Source organism: Fructilactobacillus fructivorans, from assembly GCF_000814735.1.
Lineage (GTDB): Bacteria > Bacillota > Bacilli > Lactobacillales > Lactobacillaceae > Fructilactobacillus > Fructilactobacillus fructivorans.
Genome location: NZ_JOJZ01000013.1, coordinates 38,823 through 54,933, shown reverse-complemented (window position 1 = coordinate 54,933; position 16,111 = coordinate 38,823). Strand labels below are relative to the sequence as shown.

The window sequence follows — 16,111 nt, the reverse complement described above, 5'->3', positions numbered from 1 at the left end:
TTATAATACGTAATGCATCTTGTTTTTCTTGAAATGGATGGAGGGATTCTTATGAATAATCAAGATCCAGATTCGAGATATGAACGTTATGACTTTAATGCCACTAACGACCCAAGACACCAAAAGAAAACCTTTAAGGCGTGGCCGTGGGTCCTAGGTTTAGTAGCAATCGTTATTCTACTAGTCTTTGGAATTCACCTTCTGACGAGTGGCAATGGATTGAAACAACTAAGCGTTCCTTCCACAAGTCAACAGAGTAGCAAAGCTATTCGATCAGAGAAAAAAGCAAAAAACTTTAATAAGGCAGAACAATCAACTAACCAAAGTGCATCTTCGGTAAGTCAAAATCAAGCATCAACTAGTCAAAATAGATCGCAAGCATCAAATGCAAATAATTCTAATGAAAACAATTCAGCAAATGATTCAAATTCAATGTTTGCGACCCCTAAAACATTTGATTCGGTGCAAGACGCTAAAAATTATGCACGTGCAACTCAAAAGAGTTGGTTAGCAGCTGGTTACTCTAACTTCACGATTGAGCGGAATGGTCAGGGATTCTATACCTTACAATTTGTCAAATAAGGAACTATTTATAGTTCCTTATTTTTTTATATTCTGATGATTTTGGTATAATGAATTGTATAGGAGGTACTATTATGAAAATTAATACTCCACTTCAAAATGGATTTTTACCTGATAAATACACGAAGCATGCTCAACCAGATGAAATGTTAGACGGACATCCCGTCATTTCATTTCCAATCAAGATTTCAGATGTGCCAAGTGATGCTAAGTCACTAGTAGTGATGCTACTAGATGACGATTCAATTCCTGTTTGTGGTTTCACCTACATTCACTGGGTCGCTGCTAATATCGACCCTGATGTATCTGAGATCCCAGAAAATGCGAGCCAAGACCGTTCAATTAACATGACTCTTGGAAAGAACAGTTTGGCTGGCGGACTAGTCAATGTTACTAATCCTAAATTAAATCAACATTATGTTGGTCCAACCCCTCCTGATAAGCCGCATGACTATCAGTTGCACGTATACGCTTTGGACCAAAAACTAAACTTATCTGATGGATTTTGGCTTAACGAACTTAAGCAAAAAATGTCAGGTCATATTGTTGCTAGTGCGGAACAAATTTTACCAGTAAAAAATTAAAACGGAGGACTTCATAATGCTAAATGGATACAAACACGTTTTAGTACCAGTTGATGGATCAAAAGAAGCAGAAGCTGCTTTATACAAGGCTGCCGCTGTAGCACAAAGAAATAAAGGTCGAGTTGACGTCTTAAACGTCATCAACACCACAAACTATGGGTACAGTCTTGGCGTCGTTGACGGTAGTGTCATTACTCAAATCGTTAACGATGAACTTACCTATTTAAAAGATTTAGTTAACAAGATCAAGGATAAAACTGGGATTGAAGATATTCATATCCATGCTCGTTTTGGAAGTCCTAGAGAAGTTATCACTTATGAGTTCCCACGCGACCACCAAACTGACCTCATCATGATGGGTGCAACCGGTAAAGGTCGGCTGTATCGAATGCTAGAAGGTTCAGTCACTGGATACGTCAATTCGCATGCTGGTTGTGATGTTATCATCGTCAGAACTGACATGAAGAACACCCCAATCAAATAATTAACAATTATTTAAGGAAGAATAGCTAAGCCCTTACACTTAGCTATTTTTTCTTGCCCATTATCCGAAGAAATCATTGGGTTCGCCTAGCTGAATTACTCTAATTGTTATATGATGTTAACTGCTAGTATATAAATTTAAATTAATTAAAAGGAATGTTTACAATGCACATCAAAAAAAGAAAACACACCAAATCATTCATCGCTCTCTTTGTCATTATTGTGGTGGCTATATTTGCTGGTGGTGGATATTATTATTGGAATAATCATGGTAGTTTTCTCGGTAAGTTAGACGTTAATCAAAGCAAAACCGCTACTGTATTCATTCCTGGGTTAGGTGGAAACAACATCACCACTGGCTACATGGTTGATACTCTAAACCGTTATCACTTAGCCACTAAGACTCTGCAACTGTACGTCAAAAAAGATGGAACGGTTAAAACCACCAAGCAATTTCATAAGATCGGTGCTGATAACCCCACCGTTCAAATCGTTTTCCAAGAAAACCATCGTCCATATTTCCAATCAACTCAAATGCCTAAGGTTATGCATTACTTGTATACCAAGTACAACATTCGTTCTGTCAACATGATTGGGCATTCTTCGGGTGGGAACATCATTTATTACTACTTGGCACACTATCCCAACCTAAAGGAAGTTCCAACAGTAAATAAATTCATTTCACTCGCTACTAACTATGCTCCAAACGATCCTGATGTTAAAAACTTACCTAAAAATCTTCAAATCATGAACTTGGTCGGAGATATGAACCATTCCGGAACCGATGGTGAAGTTACTATGAAGAGTGAGATCCCAATGAAGGGATTAGTTACCGGACACGTCAAGAATTATAAACTTTACGTATACCATGGAAATAGCTCACAAGCTCAACACACCATGCTCCATGAGAATCCGTCGATCGTCAAAATTATTGCTGAATATTTCTTTACCGATAAATTTGACAACTAATGGGAGAATAATTAATGTTTTTAACCCTTAAAAATCGTTTATATCAGTACGTTTACGTGCTGAGTTACATAGTATTTCTGGCATCGTCAGTAATTCTTTTGAACAGTCAATTCAATAACGTATACTCAGCTAAAAGTTTCTTACAATGGAAAATTGCGGGAATTGTGACCCTGATTGTTATCTTCGTTCAAATTGTGTTGTTACTAACCAGAAGACACGGCTTAAAACAGTGGTCAGTAATCGGCCTGATGCTAATTATCTTTGTCCTATCCTATTTTCTAAAGCTCAATGTGATTACTAGTACTCTTTTCCTACTGTTCCTGTTTATGGCAAATGCCGATCTTTTAAGCGAAAATGCCTTTGCAACAATCGACCTAGCCACTAAACTCATTATTTTAGTGGTCATCTTCGCCTTCTTGATCTTCCATGTTTTCCCATCACAGAATGCAATTTCATTTACCCGGGGGACTTCCACACGTTATGCCATTGGATTTACCCATCCAAATGTTCTAAGTGGGTTTATTTTAAGTATCCTTTATTCCGCCCTCTTACTATTGCAGAACATCCGAAAGCACTTTACGTATTTGATTTACGCTCTTCTTTTGGTTGTTTATCTAGTGATTGCTTATCTGACGGGATCACGTGGATTTATGGTTGCCGGAGCTGTCCTGATCCTCGGATTTGGACTGAGTTACTCTAAAAGAATCGTTCGTTGGCTACCCAAAGTCACTTGGGTGATCGTCTCATTAACCTTTGTTATTGGAATTGGAATGGTAGCTTGGGGTTCATCACTACCGCTCTTTAACACTCTAAATAGCGCGTTATCAGGACGTCCTGGTCAACAATTAACCGTCATCCAGTATTTCTATTCACCAAAGATTATCGGGCAAAATCTTCCACTACTGGGAGCACGATCGAACTTGTGGGTTGATAATACCTTCTTATTTATCCTTCTAAGCGCTGGCTTCATTGGTTTAATGCTTCTCCTAGCGTTATTCATCGGAAGTGCTTACAAGGCCAAACAAGACAACAACTACTTTCTTTGTGTAATCCTGATTGCTTTGGCAGTTCAGGGAATTATTGAAACCCAGCTTACCAATGCATATATGTTTGCTCCGTTTATCTATGCCTTTACCCAGGTCGTTAAAGATCTTCCTAAAAGACAAAGACCCGTGGGCAGACACGCACGCCATGCTCGCACATTTTAATCATGATTTATTCCATCCCATTTTCAGCAAAAGTTGAAAATGGGATTTTTGATTGATATTATTTTCACAAAAATATACCATGAATAGGTAAGTACCAATTAATTTCAAAGGAGGTCATAAATTTGCGTTATTTAGCATTTTTAGGATCACAGAGTAAGGATGGTTTGACGGCCAAATACTTGAACGCGGTTATCTCGGGTCTCCCAAAGGACGCTGAAGTTGAAACCCTATTTCTTCAAGACTATGACATCAAACCCGATAATTTAAAACACCCTAACCCAACGCTTGATATGATTGAAAAGAAGATGGAGGCAGCCGATGTATGGATCATCGCCTCACCCACTTACTTCGCCGATCTATCCGGGGTTACCAAAAACCTATTTGACTGCATGCGTCACCGCATGGTTAAAATGAACAGTATTGGAGACACTCTCCCGGGCAAGTTCAAAAATAAACATTACTTAAGCTTAACCACCTGCTTTTTGTCTTCATTTCAAAATTTCTTTACCGGAATTACCGATCAAACCTTTCGAACCATTGATAAAATTATGACGTCAGCTGGTTTGATCAAGCTTGGCGAAGTCATTGGTACCCACACTTGGGGAAGTAAGGGGATTCCTAATCCCAAGAAACTTGAGCTATGTAAACGATGGGGACAAAAAATTGCTAACAAACCGCGAAAGGATGATAGTACTTTGAAACGTTATATTGAATTATTCGGCATGATTGCCGTGATGTCACTGGTTACAATGGTAATCGAAGGACTGGTTTTTGGACTGAAATTCAACGGAGAATTCTGGCTCTTCTACGTTGCATTCGTTGTGATTTTCTACGTCCTACTCGCCATTTTGCTTCATTTCTTCACCTTTTTAAGACACCGACGTCGTTAAAATTAACCCAAACAAAAAGATCGATTTAAAATCGATCTTTTTTTATTTTAGTTATTAATCTTTTCAATTCTAATTTCATCAGAAAGTTGATGATCATCCAATTTGTATAAGTTATTAAAGAACTCCATTTCAAATGATGCCGGGTCAGCTGGATACTTCTCTTCCGCTAACTCACCTGCCACACTGACAATGGCAGTTCCAAGTGCAACAGCATGAACGCCACGATGATGAGCAGCGACAACTCCAAGGACGCCATCTAACACGTCTCCAGAACCCACGTTAATGGCTAATTCTTTACTGCCATTGTGAACCACGTATGTTTCTGAACCATCAGAAATCACATCATCAATCCCTGAAATCACCACAATTGAATGGAACTGTTTGGCAGCAATCTTGGCAACTTGAACACGATCACCATTTCCATCATCTGCATCGATTCCACGAGGTCCCCAATCTATTCCAGCCGTAAAAGCAATCTCACCGACATTACCCCGCAAAATATCAATATTGACCTCGTTACTTATTTTCTTGAAAACTTCCGTTCTTAGTTCCGAAGCACTAACCGCCACTGGATCAACAATAACGGGCAAGTTACGATTATTAGCCGCTTGACCAGCGATAATATCCAATTTTACGTTATCATCATTCATCGTTCCTAGGTTCAAGACCAAACTGTTCGCAATGGCCACTAAGTCACGACCTTCGTTTGAAGAATCACACATAATTGGTGAACCGCCAACATAACTAATTGCATCAGCTACTTTTTGTGGGGTTACCATATTAGGAATATCTAAGACAACTGGATTCTCTTTACGAATTTCTTCTAAAATTGATGTCATATTCTCATTTCCTTTCTAATTCATTAATGGGTTTTTGCACGCATACCCGTCCCTTCATTTATTACCATAACAGGGTTAAAGACGATTGGATCTAATGGTGCTCTAAACAAAAAGACTTCTCATCGTATATGAGAAGTCTTCAATCATTCATCTAAATTTTTAATCAACAATTTTTGCACCAAGGACATTCTTGAAGTGATCCATCGCAAATTTTTGTCCCAAATCAGAGAAGGTTGCCACTCCGCTCTGATGAATGACCAAGTTGTAATCTAAGTTATATCCAGCAATCGCAGTGTGTAAAACACAAATGTCGGTGCAGACACCCACCAAATGCAACGTTTTCACGTTTCGCTCTCTGAGTCTAAGATCGAGATCCGTCCCAGCAAACGCACTGTATCTGGTTTTATCCATTTGCCAAACATTATCCAAATCTTGATTCTTATTAAACCACTTTCCAACGTTTCCATACAACTGACGACCCCAGGTTCCCCGCACGTTGTGAGTTGGATAAAGCTTGGTTTCGGGACTGTATGGATCGTCCTTTTTATGCACATCAGTTGGAAAAATCACGAATTGATTGTCATCTTTAAATTTTTCAGCCAAATCAACAATGGACTGATCAAGTTTTTGAGCTGGCTTACCAGCGGTCAGAGATCCCTGATCATCCACAAAATCATTAGTATAGTCAATAATTAGAAGTGCGTCTTTATCTGCCATTTTAATGCCTCGATTTCCTAAAAATCAGACGGTTTTGCTGGATACTTAATTTCCCTTTCAGAACGATCCTGGGCAGCCTTTACATAGACTTTAGCAACGTTGTCTGGTTGCATCTCTTCACTACTACCAGAAAGCCCTTGAATGGTAATCAAACCAACGTAAATATTATCATCTTCAACTGCATCATGAAGTGAAAATGCGTAATCACTTAAAGCTGCCTTGGTAGCCGCTAAAGTGACGTTATCCTTCGTGGGATGAAAAGCTGCTCCACCACCAGTGATTAAAATATTCCGATTCAACTTAGAATCATCCGAAAGACCAACGAATTGTCGTGTTGTTGTAATGGCACCAAAAACATTGGTGTCATAAATTCCTTTAATTTGTTCCAATGGCAATGAAAATGGTGTATCCAAAGTTTTATCACCAACGTTATAAACCATGGTTTCTGGAATTCCATAAGCCATTTTGACCTTACTAAAGACATTGGTTACCTGAGTAGGATCGGTTACATCTGCGACAATGAAATCAGCTTTAATGCCATCGTTACTCAAATCTTTTACGAACTGTTTCAATTGATCGGCGTTACGAGCCACTAAAATTGGAGTCTTGCCTGCTTCACCAAATTTCTTGGCAATGGAAAAGCCAAAGCCCTTTCCAACACCAAAGATTACTACACTTTCACTCATAAATTTACCTCCTAAAGTTAATTCATGAAAAGTTTACCACCATTTGGGAAAACAAACATTTTTGGCGTTTGGTGATAAAAAATTACGCACACATAAAATACAGGTTTAAATACAAAAGAAGCCCCACTACCAAAAGTAGTGAGGCTTCTTTGCGACTTAATCTCCGTTAAATAAGTATACCAGTTTTAAGAATTTTGTCAGCACTTACTATTAACTGAAACCAAATAGAGACCAATCGATTTTTAATACTGGTTACATCAATGTCTTGAAGCTAAAATAAATGCGCCCCCCGAGAGTCGAACTCGGATCATGAGGACCGAAATCTCATGTGCTATCCATTACACTAAGGGCGCTTAACAAATACTATGCTATCGATAAACACAGTAAATTGCAAGTAAATTATTTATTTGCGACTTTATTTGCGGCCGCTTCTAGGTCTAACTCTAGCTTTAAAGAGTTATTTTTAAAGTCATCAACCAGGCTGGTACCTTTGGTAACATACTTTCCAATCGTTCTCCCGGTGATGCTAACAAACGCAATGGTTTGATCATTAACCAACTTAGCCGAGTCATAGTGACCCTCTTCAGCTGAATCCAGGTAGGCTTGGGTTAAATCCTGGACGTTACTTTTGATCAACTCATCAAGTGTAATGTCCTTGCCTTCTTTTTTGAGCTCATCCCACAAGTTTTTAACTTCATCCATCGTCTCTGGAATCTTTGCACTCATTTCAATTCCTCCATCTTTAAACAAAACCACCGGTCCGTAAACATCGGTGGTTAAATAATTATTTATTTCTCTGTACGAACGTCTTATTAGGAACCCGAATTAAAATGAATTGGTTGGCATCCTTTCCGGCATGCATCCCCAAACCATTCCAGAAGTTCCCTTTATATGTCAAAGTAACTACCTTGGCCCATGCGTTCTGGAAGTGCTGGTCGTTTAATTTAATGTTTTTGTGATTCAATTTGTAACTGCGCCCAGTAACTTCAGCATTACCACGCGTCGTAACTACTTGTGCATTGGTACTTGGAAGCTGATACTTAACGTTCTTTAACCAGAACGAATATTGTTGAATCGGGCCCCTATTACCATCAACCTTCACGTAATAAGAACCGTGCTCGTCACTTTGAATGATTAATGGTTCCACTTGCGTCGTGGTAACAACGTTCCGGTTGTTCGTCTTGGTAATGTTTCTAAAGAAGGTCGTGTAAACCATCAAAGCCAGCAAAACCAAGAAAACAACGATTTCAACGATTGAGATCAGCAAATTTCGCCATTCAAAAGTCTTTTTATCTTGGACGATCATTTTAATTCTGCGTGAACGAATGTTTTTAATCACAAGGATTAAAACTACCAAAACAATTAACCACGCAATTACACCTACAAGATTCCACCATGAATTCATGAAAGTATCCTCCGCTCTATTTTTCCTATCTCCCCTATTCTAATTGAAAATTGATTTTTATGCCATATTTGATATACTAAACTTAATTAAACATTGGGGTGCCGAGTGGCTGAGATCATACCCGTTGAACCTGACTTGGACAATACCAGCGCAGGAAATATATAACTAAGCTTGTTAAATACATCAGCTGGACGTTCTCCCACTCGCGGTTTGGACGTCTTTTTTTATGGAGAATAAATGATGATAAATATCAAAGATCTATCATTTTCATATCCTGAACAGGATAAAATCTTAAATCAAATTAATTTAAAGTTTGAGCCAAATAGTATTAACTTACTATTTGGTCCAACTGGAAGTGGGAAGACCACGCTCTTGAAACTGATTGCGGGACTGTATCCCAAGTACAGTAAGGGTGAAATGAGTGGAAAAATTGATATGGATGAAAAGACAGCCATGCTGTTTCAGGATCCTAACCACCAGTTTGCGATGAAAACCGTCAAAGAGGAACTAATCTTCGCCCTCGGAAACTTACAGGTCGATCCCGCTCAAATGCCTAATCGCATCGATGATGCTCTAGCATTTTGTGGAATCAGCAGTCTTAAAAATCGGACCATTTCCACCTTATCTGGGGGTGAGAAACAAAAAGTTGCTTTAGCAGTGACAGTTGCCATGAAACGTCCCGTTCTTCTCCTCGATGAACCTTTTAGTAACGTCGACGTCGAAAGTAAGAAAGACATCATCAGGCGACTAGTTCAACTTAAGGAAGAACACAATCGGACTATCATCATTTCCGATCATAATTTGAGCGATTACATTGGAATCGCCGATCACTTCTTTAACGTTCAAAACGATTCCGTCAAACCAATTCTGGTTAAGCAAATTAAGACCCGTCTCCCACACCATCCTGACAAAGAGATTGAATACAAGATCATGTCGGACAATGATCCCATTATTAATCTACTCAATTTCTCCATGACCGATGGCAACCAAAACTTAATTGAACCAGAAAACATTGATTTGTATCCTGGCATCACTTACTTAAATGGGAAGAATGGGAGTGGTAAATCAACTTTCTTCAAAGCTTTATCACGTCTCCACTCTTATAACGGAGTCGTTAAAATCCTTAATCGCAACATTAAAAAGTCATCCCTCCCATTTCTCATGCGATATGAAAATCTTGTTTTTCAAAATTCAGAAGACCAATTTTTAACCATTACCATTAATGATGAGATTCAATTGGCCAAAAAGAACGCCATTACGAAAAATTGGACGGATGATCGGATCAATGACTTAATGGAAGAACTCCATTTAGATCAACTCACCGATCGAGTTGTCTACTCACTTAGTGGCGGTCAAAAAAAGAAACTGCAAATCATAATCATGTTAATCAGAGACGCTCCCATTCTCATGTTGGACGAGCCGTTTGCCGGACTTGATCAAGAATCAACCACGATTATCTCAAGGTTGCTTGAAGACGAGGCCCACGCTGGCAAAACCATCATTTTTGCTTCCCATCAGCAAACTGAATTGGTGGACAACGCTGATTTTTACATCGAACTCGCTAATCACCGCTTGACTTATAAGGAGGATGTTCATGAATCCTAGTCTAAAATTCATCTTAGTCCTGATCATTGCACTCGAAGTATCATTTACTAACAGTATTGTTGGCAACGTGATTTTAATCGTAGTGGGACTTCTCTACCTTTTAGTTAAACGAGTTAAATTAAAGCGTCTTTTATGGATCCTCCTGATTGCGTTGATCCCTGCCATTGGGCTCCTTATTTCGCAAGTCTTATACGCTAAGAGTAGCCACGCTGGAATCCTTCTTTTCACTCGAATTTACGTCTATGTGATCTATGGAGCAGCATTCACCTTAACAACCAAGCTCTATGAGTTAGTCAATTCACTTGAACAGAATCTCCATCTTCCAAGCAAGTTCGTTTATGGTGCCATGGCAGCGTTTAACCTTCTTCCTGAGATTCAGGCCGAAGTTAATAAAATCAAAACCGCGAGTTTAATGCGCGGCGTTAAGTTACACTGGTGGTCACCTACCCTATACTTTAAGGCGATTTTATCAGCCATTCGGTGGTCGGAAAACTTAGCGCAAGGGATGGAATCGCATGGATTCGTTGAGGGTCAGTCTCGAACTTTTTATGAGCCGGTTAAAATTACGATGGTAGACTGGCTGGTCTTCGTTTTCAACGTAATTTTACTTCAAGCGATCCTACTTCTCCTTTAGTATTCTTTGTCTCAATTAAATAAATTAATGTATAATGGACTCAAGTAAGAGAAGTAGAGGAGGAAACAAAATGAAAATTGGTGAAGAATTTAGTCAAGTAGCAACTGATCTGATTAAATTCCAAGAAAAACATGATATTCCTGATAACCAGATGGCAGTTGACTTACATATGACCGTGGAAAGATTTCACGCCATCAAGAGTATGCAAGTTCAACCCACTCAGGATGAAGTAAAAATAATTAAACAGTTTATTGTTCATAACAAGTAAAAAACGATGGCTTTCATGAAAGTCATCGTTTTTTTATCCAATTTGTTGTTCAATTAGATACGAATCAAGATAGCCAAAGGCAATCTCATCAATATCATTTAAATTAATCAGTTGGTTATTTACGACAAATAATTTAGCTTTATCAACAATCTGAACCGTAACCTGTCCTCGCTCGTACTTTACGGGAAAACCGAGGTACGATTGTCCGTCATTCATTTTAATGCGAACCACTCTTTGAAACTTGATGGCCATTTCAATCGTAGCGGCAAACAAGTTGACCGTTGCATCAAAACTCCGATCATTATTTAAAACTGGCTGAACGAAAACGCCGTTGGCTGAATTAATGGAGACAAAGTGATTAATCAAACGCAAATAATCACTTTTAATCACTAACTTATCAATTTCATCAATTTTAATTAATTCATAACCGCCAAATCGTCCCATCATATCGACCAACGAAAAGATTACCGAATCTGAATTAACCGCCCGAATCTGACCAATAAAGAAGAGATCGGAATGAATATTAGGAATCATCACAATCCGTCTCCCGGTTTCCATCGCGGAATAGAGGTTAGCTTCAATCGCTAATTGTCCATCTACTACTTGGGGATCAATGTGTTTAGCAAATAACACCGACTTGGAATCCGTTAATAATTTTAATTCTGTTCCCAAAAACTCAACGGATCGAACCAATGGCTTAATAATGGTCTTGTGTGTCACGTTCTCATTATCAAACTTATCAATTACAGAAAGTGAAAATTCAAAGTCTGACAACGAATTAATAAAACCTTCAACGGAATTACCGTCCTGAGTCACCACCATGATAGCTTGCTGGTCAACAAAGGAGTTTCCTAAGATCTGAGTTAACAGATCATTCTTCGAATTAAGCTTCATTACTTCCTGTTTCGTCCCGTTCAACTTTAGTTGGCGTGACATCCGAATCCGACCTTCCATCTTGGTCAGGTCTTCACTTTGAAAATCAATGTCGTCAATGTCACCATAAACTACATATACCAGTCCATTAGCTAATCCATAGTCATCGTACGTAATTAGAATGGCTCCAGCAGCATCAAGGGCAACCACGACCCCGGTATAAAAAACCGTGGTGTTTTGTTGGGTCAAATTTACCAATAAATTATTATTCATCGAATACCTCAAGTCTTTGACAACTTGATCAACCGAATTATTCAAATTATCACCTACTTCTCTAGTAACATCAGTTTAATCTTATCACATGTAAGGATTCGACCAAGATTAGTGCGCCTATCATAACATAAATTTTGCGTTCTTTTTAAGCTTTTACTTTCTATTTTCATTTATACCATGAATGCTTTAAAATGAAATTGAGGTGAAAATATGTCGAAGAAGAAAATTGAACGCAAGCAACGCCAAAACATCATTATTGATATGAACGATTTCATCATTAAATACGCTGCTACAATGTTAGGAGAAAACAAAACTAACTTAGCTCAGCAAATCTACGAAGCAGGCAAAGATGACGTCAAGGGTTTAGATAAACTATTCAATGACGCCGGATACGGTCGTAAAGAACAATACGAAAACATCGCCGAAGGATACGTCTGCAACTTTTATCACGTGATGCCGGATCAAACCAAACCCGAGGTTGATCGGTTAACTAAAGAAGCAATGAATTACTTAGGATCACACGCGGACGAGTTCAATCGTTGGCGTGAGGAATAAAACAACTTCGCTTGAAGTTGTTTTTTTATGGAAAAATGGAGGTGGAAATGGTGAACAAAGTTGGAGTCAGAGATCTCGTTGAGTTCTTACTAAGAAGTGGCGATCTCAATAGTAGTTTAAGTAGTTTAAACACGGCTCAAGCTGGCACTAGGATCCACCACAAACTACAAAAGAATCGAACAAAAGACTACCAAAAAGAATACTATCTTGAAAAAGCGGTTCAAGTAAATCACAATGATTTCCTGGTGCATGGTCGGGCTGATGGAGTGATCCTCAACGATGATTCGGCCGTCATTGAAGAAATCAAAACCTCTGATATCGAATTTCAAGACATCCCTGAAAATAAAATGATTCTCTACTGGGGGCAAGTCAAAGCCTATGCCTACTTACTCATGAACGAAAATCCAGCAATCAAAACCGTAACAATGCGACTCACCTACGTTCAAACTCCTGAAGAAGAAACCACCCAAAAAGAACAATCAATTACATTTACAGATGCAGAAAGTTTCTTTAACAATTTAATCAAAGAATTCAGTGAGTGGCTTAAGCTTAAAGATCAATTAGATGAAGAGAAACACACCACCGCCCAAAAACTCCAATTTCCTTTCAAGGAATATCGTGACGGTCAGCATGAATTAGCCGCCGCCGTTTACAAGACGGTTGTGACCCATCGTCACCTGTTTGCAGAGGCGCCCACTGGGACAGGAAAAACCATTTCAACCCTTTTTCCTACCATAAAAGCCATGGGAAACGACCTTATTTCCAAGGTGTTTTACCTAACGGCTAAGCAGAGCACTCGAAGAGTCGCTGAAGATGCCATTCGACTTATGAGCGACAAGGGATTGCGGTTAAGAAGCATCACCCTTACTGCCAAGGACCAGATCATGTTTAAAGAGGAGCGAGACCAAGCTCCTGAAGATAATCCCTATATGATTGGCTACTACGATCGCTTGAAGCCCGCTCTAAAGGACCTTTTGCGTCACAATTATCAGATCACGCGTGACGTCATAGAAAAGTATGCAAAAAAATACACACTGGACCCGTTTGAATTTTCCCTTGATCTCAGCCTTTTTTGCGATGTAATCATTGGTGACTATAACTACCTCTTTGATCCCCAGGTTCACCTGCAACGTTTCTTTGAGGTTCAAGACTATCGCAATTTTTACTTAATTGATGAGGCTCATAATCTCGTGGATCGTTCCCGCGAGATGTATTCAACTGAACTATCGTCTAGTTCGCTAGCCGACGTTATCAAAATCATTTCAAGGGATAGGGAATCAAACAAAAAGGTGTTAACCAAACTCCGTTCACTCAAGCGTCAGTTTAATGCCGTCGCTAAGCCATTGCGTGATGATCATGTCTTTGAAACGGCCACTGATGATCCCCTCGATAAATTTACGAAGGCGGTTACTAACCTAGTTAAAGTAATGCGAAAGTGGATTGCTAAACAGGATGATGGTGACGACTTAGACGTCGTACTCGATTTTTTCTTTCAGTGCACCGGATACCTTAAAATTAGCGAATATTTTGGTCCTAATTATAAAGTTCGCATTTTACTAGATGGAAAAAATGTCACCGTGCGCCTCTTTTGTATGGATCCCAGCCATGATTTAGCCGAGACCCTCAACTTAGGTGGTGGAGCCGTCTTATTTTCAGCCACCCTCTCACCCATGGACTACTACGCTAAGGTTTTAGGTGACGAACCCGACAGTCTAAAGTACGAACTACCGTCCCCCTTTCCCCCTGAAAACCAGTCCATTATTGTGACTTCATACATTAATACTACGTTCCGAAACCGAGACCAAAGCATCGCCAAAATTGTCGCTACCATTAATCAAATGGTGACTGCCAAGAAGGGTAACTATCTCATTTTTGCCCCATCTGGATTATACCTTGAGAAAATCTACGCTGAATTTACCAAACAACATCCAACCATTCACACCATCAAACAAGAGTCAGGGATGGACGATCAAGCCCGCTCTCGCTTCATTCACCAGTTCGATCATCCCGATGATCAACCGACGGTGGGTTTTGCCCTTTTGGGTGGTATTTTTTCGGAGGGGATTGACCTTGTCGGGGATAAGTTAATCGGCGTTGGAATCGTCGGGGTTGGACTTCCAGGACTTAACTCGGAGACCAACCTCATTCGGGACTACTTTGACGCCGAGAACGGTCACGGGTTTGAATATGCCTATCAACTTCCTGGATTAAACCACGTTTTTCAAGCAGCTGGGCGCCTAATCCGTGGGAAACATGATCAAGGTGTTATTGTAATGATGGATCAAAGATTTACCCAAAAAAGATACACGAATCTTTACCCACCGCAATGGAAAAATTATCACATTGCCCATAATCCACGTGAATTAGAAAATGATCTCCACCAATTCTGGAACCATTTGAAGGGAGAAAGTCATGACTAAATTTGAAAGTTACCACCCTATTTTTACTGCTCATCTTGAGCTAGATTGGTTAACCACTACTAGTTTGGGGCAAATTACTCAATTATTAAACGGTCGTACCATTGCCAACGTACGTCTTGACGGTGAGTACGATGCATCAAGGACTGCTGACCTTGTAAACGATGACATGCGCCAAATCATGCAATCCCAAGCTTTGATTTGGGCAGTCAAGGACAAGCAAACCCAAGTCTTATTGGGAATTTTTGCTATCACCAACCTAGCCAATAATGAACCCCAATTTAACTTTATCTTTGAAGTTGGGATTGCTCCAGATTTTATCAGCGAATTATTTGACCATATGATACAATTTACTTTTAAAGAATTAAAACAATCTAGTATTTCTCTCTTATTAAATAACAACCAACATAATCTTATGAGTATAATAAAAACTTTAGGATTCTCCCAAATCGCTAAATCAGCTAAATCCTCTAGATTTCAATTATTTCAGTAATTTCAGTTGAATTGTGTTCCATAAGCTACTAGAATGATTATTGAAATAAAAGAGTAACATTATAATGTATGGGAGTGCATATTTATGAATGATAGAGAGAAGAAAGAAGCTTATGGGAAAGCTATGGACATTTTGAAAAGCAATAATGTTCGTATTACCCCACAACGTCAAATTATTTTGAAGTACCTAATTGATCACAACAACCATCCTTCAGTTGAGACGATCTTCCATTTCTTGGAAGAAACGTTCCCCAACCTTAGTATGGCAACCGTTTACAATAACCTGTACTTATTTAAAAAGCTTAGGATTGTGATTGAATTACCAAACCCAGATGGCGGATATCGTTATGACTTTTACAGTCATCCCCATTTCCACGCCATTTGTGACACTTGTGGTAAGATTATTGATATCGATGATCCTAAATTCAAGAAGATCGACGAAGAACTCCAAGACGCCACTAAGAAAGTTGGATTTGATCCATCAGTCTCAAACGTCGAAGTTCACGGCACTTGTAAAGAATGCCAGGCTAAAAAGAACGCTCAAGAACCTAAGCAAGATCAGGGTAAGAGTAGTAACAAAAGAGTAGTCGAAATGCCGAAAGCATCACTAAAAAACTAATTTTATTTCAGA

General features: G+C 39.2%; 19 protein-coding genes, 1 tRNA gene and 1 riboswitch. Of the genes, 13 read left to right on the top strand and 7 right to left on the bottom strand.

Annotation, left to right across the window (positions count from 1 at the left end):
- Positions 1-51: 51 nt before the first annotated feature.
- The 6 genes from LfDm3_RS03270 to LfDm3_RS03245 all read left to right on the top strand — a co-directional run bounded on the left by LfDm3_RS03270 (position 52) and on the right by LfDm3_RS03245 (position 4,716).
- Entirely contained in the window at positions 52-582 is a 531-nt protein-coding gene (locus tag LfDm3_RS03270) for a hypothetical protein (protein WP_039144102.1), read from the top strand.
- A 74-nt stretch (positions 583-656) separates the two neighbouring features.
- Positions 657-1,166 carry a YbhB/YbcL family Raf kinase inhibitor-like protein gene (locus LfDm3_RS03265; protein ID WP_010022634.1) on the top strand — a complete coding sequence of 170 codons (510 nt, stop codon included), beginning with the start codon at positions 657-659 and terminating at the stop codon, positions 1,164-1,166.
- A gap of 16 nt (positions 1,167-1,182) precedes the next feature.
- Positions 1,183-1,650 (top strand): universal stress protein, encoded by a 468-nt coding sequence (locus LfDm3_RS03260; RefSeq protein WP_010022633.1) that lies wholly within the window; start codon positions 1,183-1,185, stop codon positions 1,648-1,650.
- Positions 1,651-1,814: 164 nt separating this feature from the next.
- Positions 1,815-2,618: an alpha/beta fold hydrolase gene (locus tag LfDm3_RS03255; protein ID WP_039144101.1), complete on the top strand. Its 804-nt coding sequence runs from the start codon at positions 1,815-1,817 to the stop codon at positions 2,616-2,618.
- 14 nt (positions 2,619-2,632) lie between these two features.
- Positions 2,633-3,826, top strand: a complete 1,194-nt coding sequence (locus LfDm3_RS03250) for an O-antigen ligase family protein (RefSeq protein ID WP_039144099.1) — start codon at positions 2,633-2,635, stop codon at positions 3,824-3,826.
- A 122-nt stretch (positions 3,827-3,948) separates the two neighbouring features.
- A complete protein-coding gene (locus LfDm3_RS03245) occupies positions 3,949-4,716 on the top strand; it encodes a flavodoxin family protein (protein ID WP_039144098.1) in 768 nt (255 codons plus the stop codon).
- Between the two features lie 47 nt (positions 4,717-4,763).
- Here the strand turns inward: LfDm3_RS03245 and thiM are convergent, their stop codons facing one another.
- The 6 genes from thiM to LfDm3_RS03215 form a co-directional block, all read right to left on the bottom strand.
- Entirely contained in the window at positions 4,764-5,555 is a 792-nt protein-coding gene (gene thiM / locus LfDm3_RS03240) for a hydroxyethylthiazole kinase (protein ID WP_039144097.1), read from the bottom strand.
- A 159-nt stretch (positions 5,556-5,714) separates the two neighbouring features.
- Positions 5,715-6,272, bottom strand: a complete 558-nt coding sequence (locus LfDm3_RS03235) for a cysteine hydrolase family protein (RefSeq protein WP_039144096.1) — start codon at positions 6,270-6,272, stop codon at positions 5,715-5,717.
- A 17-nt stretch (positions 6,273-6,289) separates the two neighbouring features.
- On the bottom strand, positions 6,290-6,958 hold the full coding sequence (locus LfDm3_RS03230; RefSeq protein ID WP_039144094.1) for an SDR family NAD(P)-dependent oxidoreductase: 669 nt from the start codon (positions 6,956-6,958) through the stop codon (positions 6,290-6,292).
- Between the two features lie 281 nt (positions 6,959-7,239).
- Positions 7,240-7,311: transfer RNA gene (locus tag LfDm3_RS03225), tRNA-Arg, on the bottom strand.
- A gap of 46 nt (positions 7,312-7,357) precedes the next feature.
- Complete coding sequence (locus LfDm3_RS03220) at positions 7,358-7,684, bottom strand: hypothetical protein (RefSeq protein ID WP_010022617.1); 327 nt, start codon at positions 7,682-7,684, stop codon at positions 7,358-7,360.
- Positions 7,685-7,742: 58 nt separating this feature from the next.
- A complete protein-coding gene (locus LfDm3_RS03215; protein ID WP_039144093.1) occupies positions 7,743-8,363 on the bottom strand; it encodes an LVIS_2131 family protein in 621 nt (206 codons plus the stop codon).
- Between the two features lie 84 nt (positions 8,364-8,447).
- A riboswitch (TPP riboswitch) is annotated at positions 8,448-8,537 on the top strand.
- 63 nt (positions 8,538-8,600) lie between these two features.
- Between LfDm3_RS03215 and LfDm3_RS03210 the strand changes: the two genes are divergently transcribed.
- The 3 genes from LfDm3_RS03210 (at position 8,601) to LfDm3_RS03200 (ending at position 10,870) form a co-directional block, all read left to right on the top strand.
- Positions 8,601-9,968 carry an ATP-binding cassette domain-containing protein gene (locus LfDm3_RS03210; protein ID WP_039144092.1) on the top strand — a complete coding sequence of 456 codons (1,368 nt, stop codon included), beginning with the start codon at positions 8,601-8,603 and terminating at the stop codon, positions 9,966-9,968.
- Positions 9,958-10,602 (top strand): energy-coupling factor transporter transmembrane component T family protein, encoded by a 645-nt coding sequence (locus LfDm3_RS03205; protein WP_039144091.1) that lies wholly within the window; start codon positions 9,958-9,960, stop codon positions 10,600-10,602. Before LfDm3_RS03210 ends, LfDm3_RS03205 begins: the two co-directional genes overlap by 11 nt.
- A gap of 70 nt (positions 10,603-10,672) precedes the next feature.
- Positions 10,673-10,870 (top strand): LBP_cg2779 family protein, encoded by a 198-nt coding sequence (locus tag LfDm3_RS03200; protein ID WP_010022611.1) that lies wholly within the window; start codon positions 10,673-10,675, stop codon positions 10,868-10,870.
- A 33-nt stretch (positions 10,871-10,903) separates the two neighbouring features.
- Here the strand turns inward: LfDm3_RS03200 and LfDm3_RS03195 are convergent, their stop codons facing one another.
- Entirely contained in the window at positions 10,904-12,061 is a 1,158-nt protein-coding gene (locus LfDm3_RS03195) for a hypothetical protein (protein WP_039144090.1), read from the bottom strand.
- A gap of 165 nt (positions 12,062-12,226) precedes the next feature.
- On the opposite strand from LfDm3_RS03195, the gene LfDm3_RS03190 reads away from it, so the two are divergent.
- The 4 genes from LfDm3_RS03190 to LfDm3_RS03175 all read left to right on the top strand — a co-directional run bounded on the left by LfDm3_RS03190 (position 12,227) and on the right by LfDm3_RS03175 (position 16,099).
- Positions 12,227-12,571, top strand: coding sequence for a hypothetical protein (locus tag LfDm3_RS03190; protein WP_039144089.1), 345 nt, complete (start codon positions 12,227-12,229; stop codon positions 12,569-12,571).
- Between the two features lie 47 nt (positions 12,572-12,618).
- Entirely contained in the window at positions 12,619-14,991 is a 2,373-nt protein-coding gene (locus tag LfDm3_RS03185) for a helicase C-terminal domain-containing protein (protein ID WP_039144088.1), read from the top strand.
- Positions 14,984-15,481 carry a hypothetical protein gene (locus LfDm3_RS06685; RefSeq protein ID WP_052236594.1) on the top strand — a complete coding sequence of 166 codons (498 nt, stop codon included), beginning with the start codon at positions 14,984-14,986 and terminating at the stop codon, positions 15,479-15,481. Before LfDm3_RS03185 ends, LfDm3_RS06685 begins: the two co-directional genes overlap by 8 nt.
- A gap of 84 nt (positions 15,482-15,565) precedes the next feature.
- Positions 15,566-16,099 (top strand): Fur family transcriptional regulator, encoded by a 534-nt coding sequence (locus LfDm3_RS03175; RefSeq protein ID WP_039144087.1) that lies wholly within the window; start codon positions 15,566-15,568, stop codon positions 16,097-16,099.
- Positions 16,100-16,111 lie beyond the last annotated feature (12 nt).

Bases quoted from the DNA above. Each gene is read 5' to 3' on its own strand.
- LfDm3_RS06685 (WP_052236594.1), top strand. From the start codon at position 14,984: ATGACTAAATTTGAAAGTTACCACCCTATTTTTACTGCTCATCTTGAG.
- LfDm3_RS03210 (WP_039144092.1), top strand. From the start codon at position 8,601: ATGATGATAAATATCAAAGATCTATCATTTTCATATCCTGAACAGGAT.
- LfDm3_RS03255 (WP_039144101.1), top strand. From the start codon at position 1,815: ATGCACATCAAAAAAAGAAAACACACCAAATCATTCATCGCTCTCTTT.
- LfDm3_RS03220 (WP_010022617.1), bottom strand. From the start codon at position 7,684: ATGAGTGCAAAGATTCCAGAGACGATGGATGAAGTTAAAAACTTGTGG.
- LfDm3_RS03205 (WP_039144091.1), top strand. From the start codon at position 9,958: ATGAATCCTAGTCTAAAATTCATCTTAGTCCTGATCATTGCACTCGAA.
- LfDm3_RS03270 (WP_039144102.1), top strand. From the start codon at position 52: ATGAATAATCAAGATCCAGATTCGAGATATGAACGTTATGACTTTAAT.
- LfDm3_RS03215 (WP_039144093.1), bottom strand. From the start codon at position 8,363: ATGAATTCATGGTGGAATCTTGTAGGTGTAATTGCGTGGTTAATTGTT.
- LfDm3_RS03175 (WP_039144087.1), top strand. From the start codon at position 15,566: ATGAATGATAGAGAGAAGAAAGAAGCTTATGGGAAAGCTATGGACATT.
- LfDm3_RS03250 (WP_039144099.1), top strand. From the start codon at position 2,633: ATGTTTTTAACCCTTAAAAATCGTTTATATCAGTACGTTTACGTGCTG.
- LfDm3_RS03190 (WP_039144089.1), top strand. From the start codon at position 12,227: ATGTCGAAGAAGAAAATTGAACGCAAGCAACGCCAAAACATCATTATT.
- LfDm3_RS03235 (WP_039144096.1), bottom strand. From the start codon at position 6,272: ATGGCAGATAAAGACGCACTTCTAATTATTGACTATACTAATGATTTT.
- LfDm3_RS03185 (WP_039144088.1), top strand. From the start codon at position 12,619: ATGGTGAACAAAGTTGGAGTCAGAGATCTCGTTGAGTTCTTACTAAGA.
- LfDm3_RS03265 (WP_010022634.1), top strand. From the start codon at position 657: ATGAAAATTAATACTCCACTTCAAAATGGATTTTTACCTGATAAATAC.
- LfDm3_RS03200 (WP_010022611.1), top strand. From the start codon at position 10,673: ATGAAAATTGGTGAAGAATTTAGTCAAGTAGCAACTGATCTGATTAAA.
- LfDm3_RS03260 (WP_010022633.1), top strand. From the start codon at position 1,183: ATGCTAAATGGATACAAACACGTTTTAGTACCAGTTGATGGATCAAAA.
- thiM (WP_039144097.1), bottom strand. From the start codon at position 5,555: ATGACATCAATTTTAGAAGAAATTCGTAAAGAGAATCCAGTTGTCTTA.
- LfDm3_RS03230 (WP_039144094.1), bottom strand. From the start codon at position 6,958: ATGAGTGAAAGTGTAGTAATCTTTGGTGTTGGAAAGGGCTTTGGCTTT.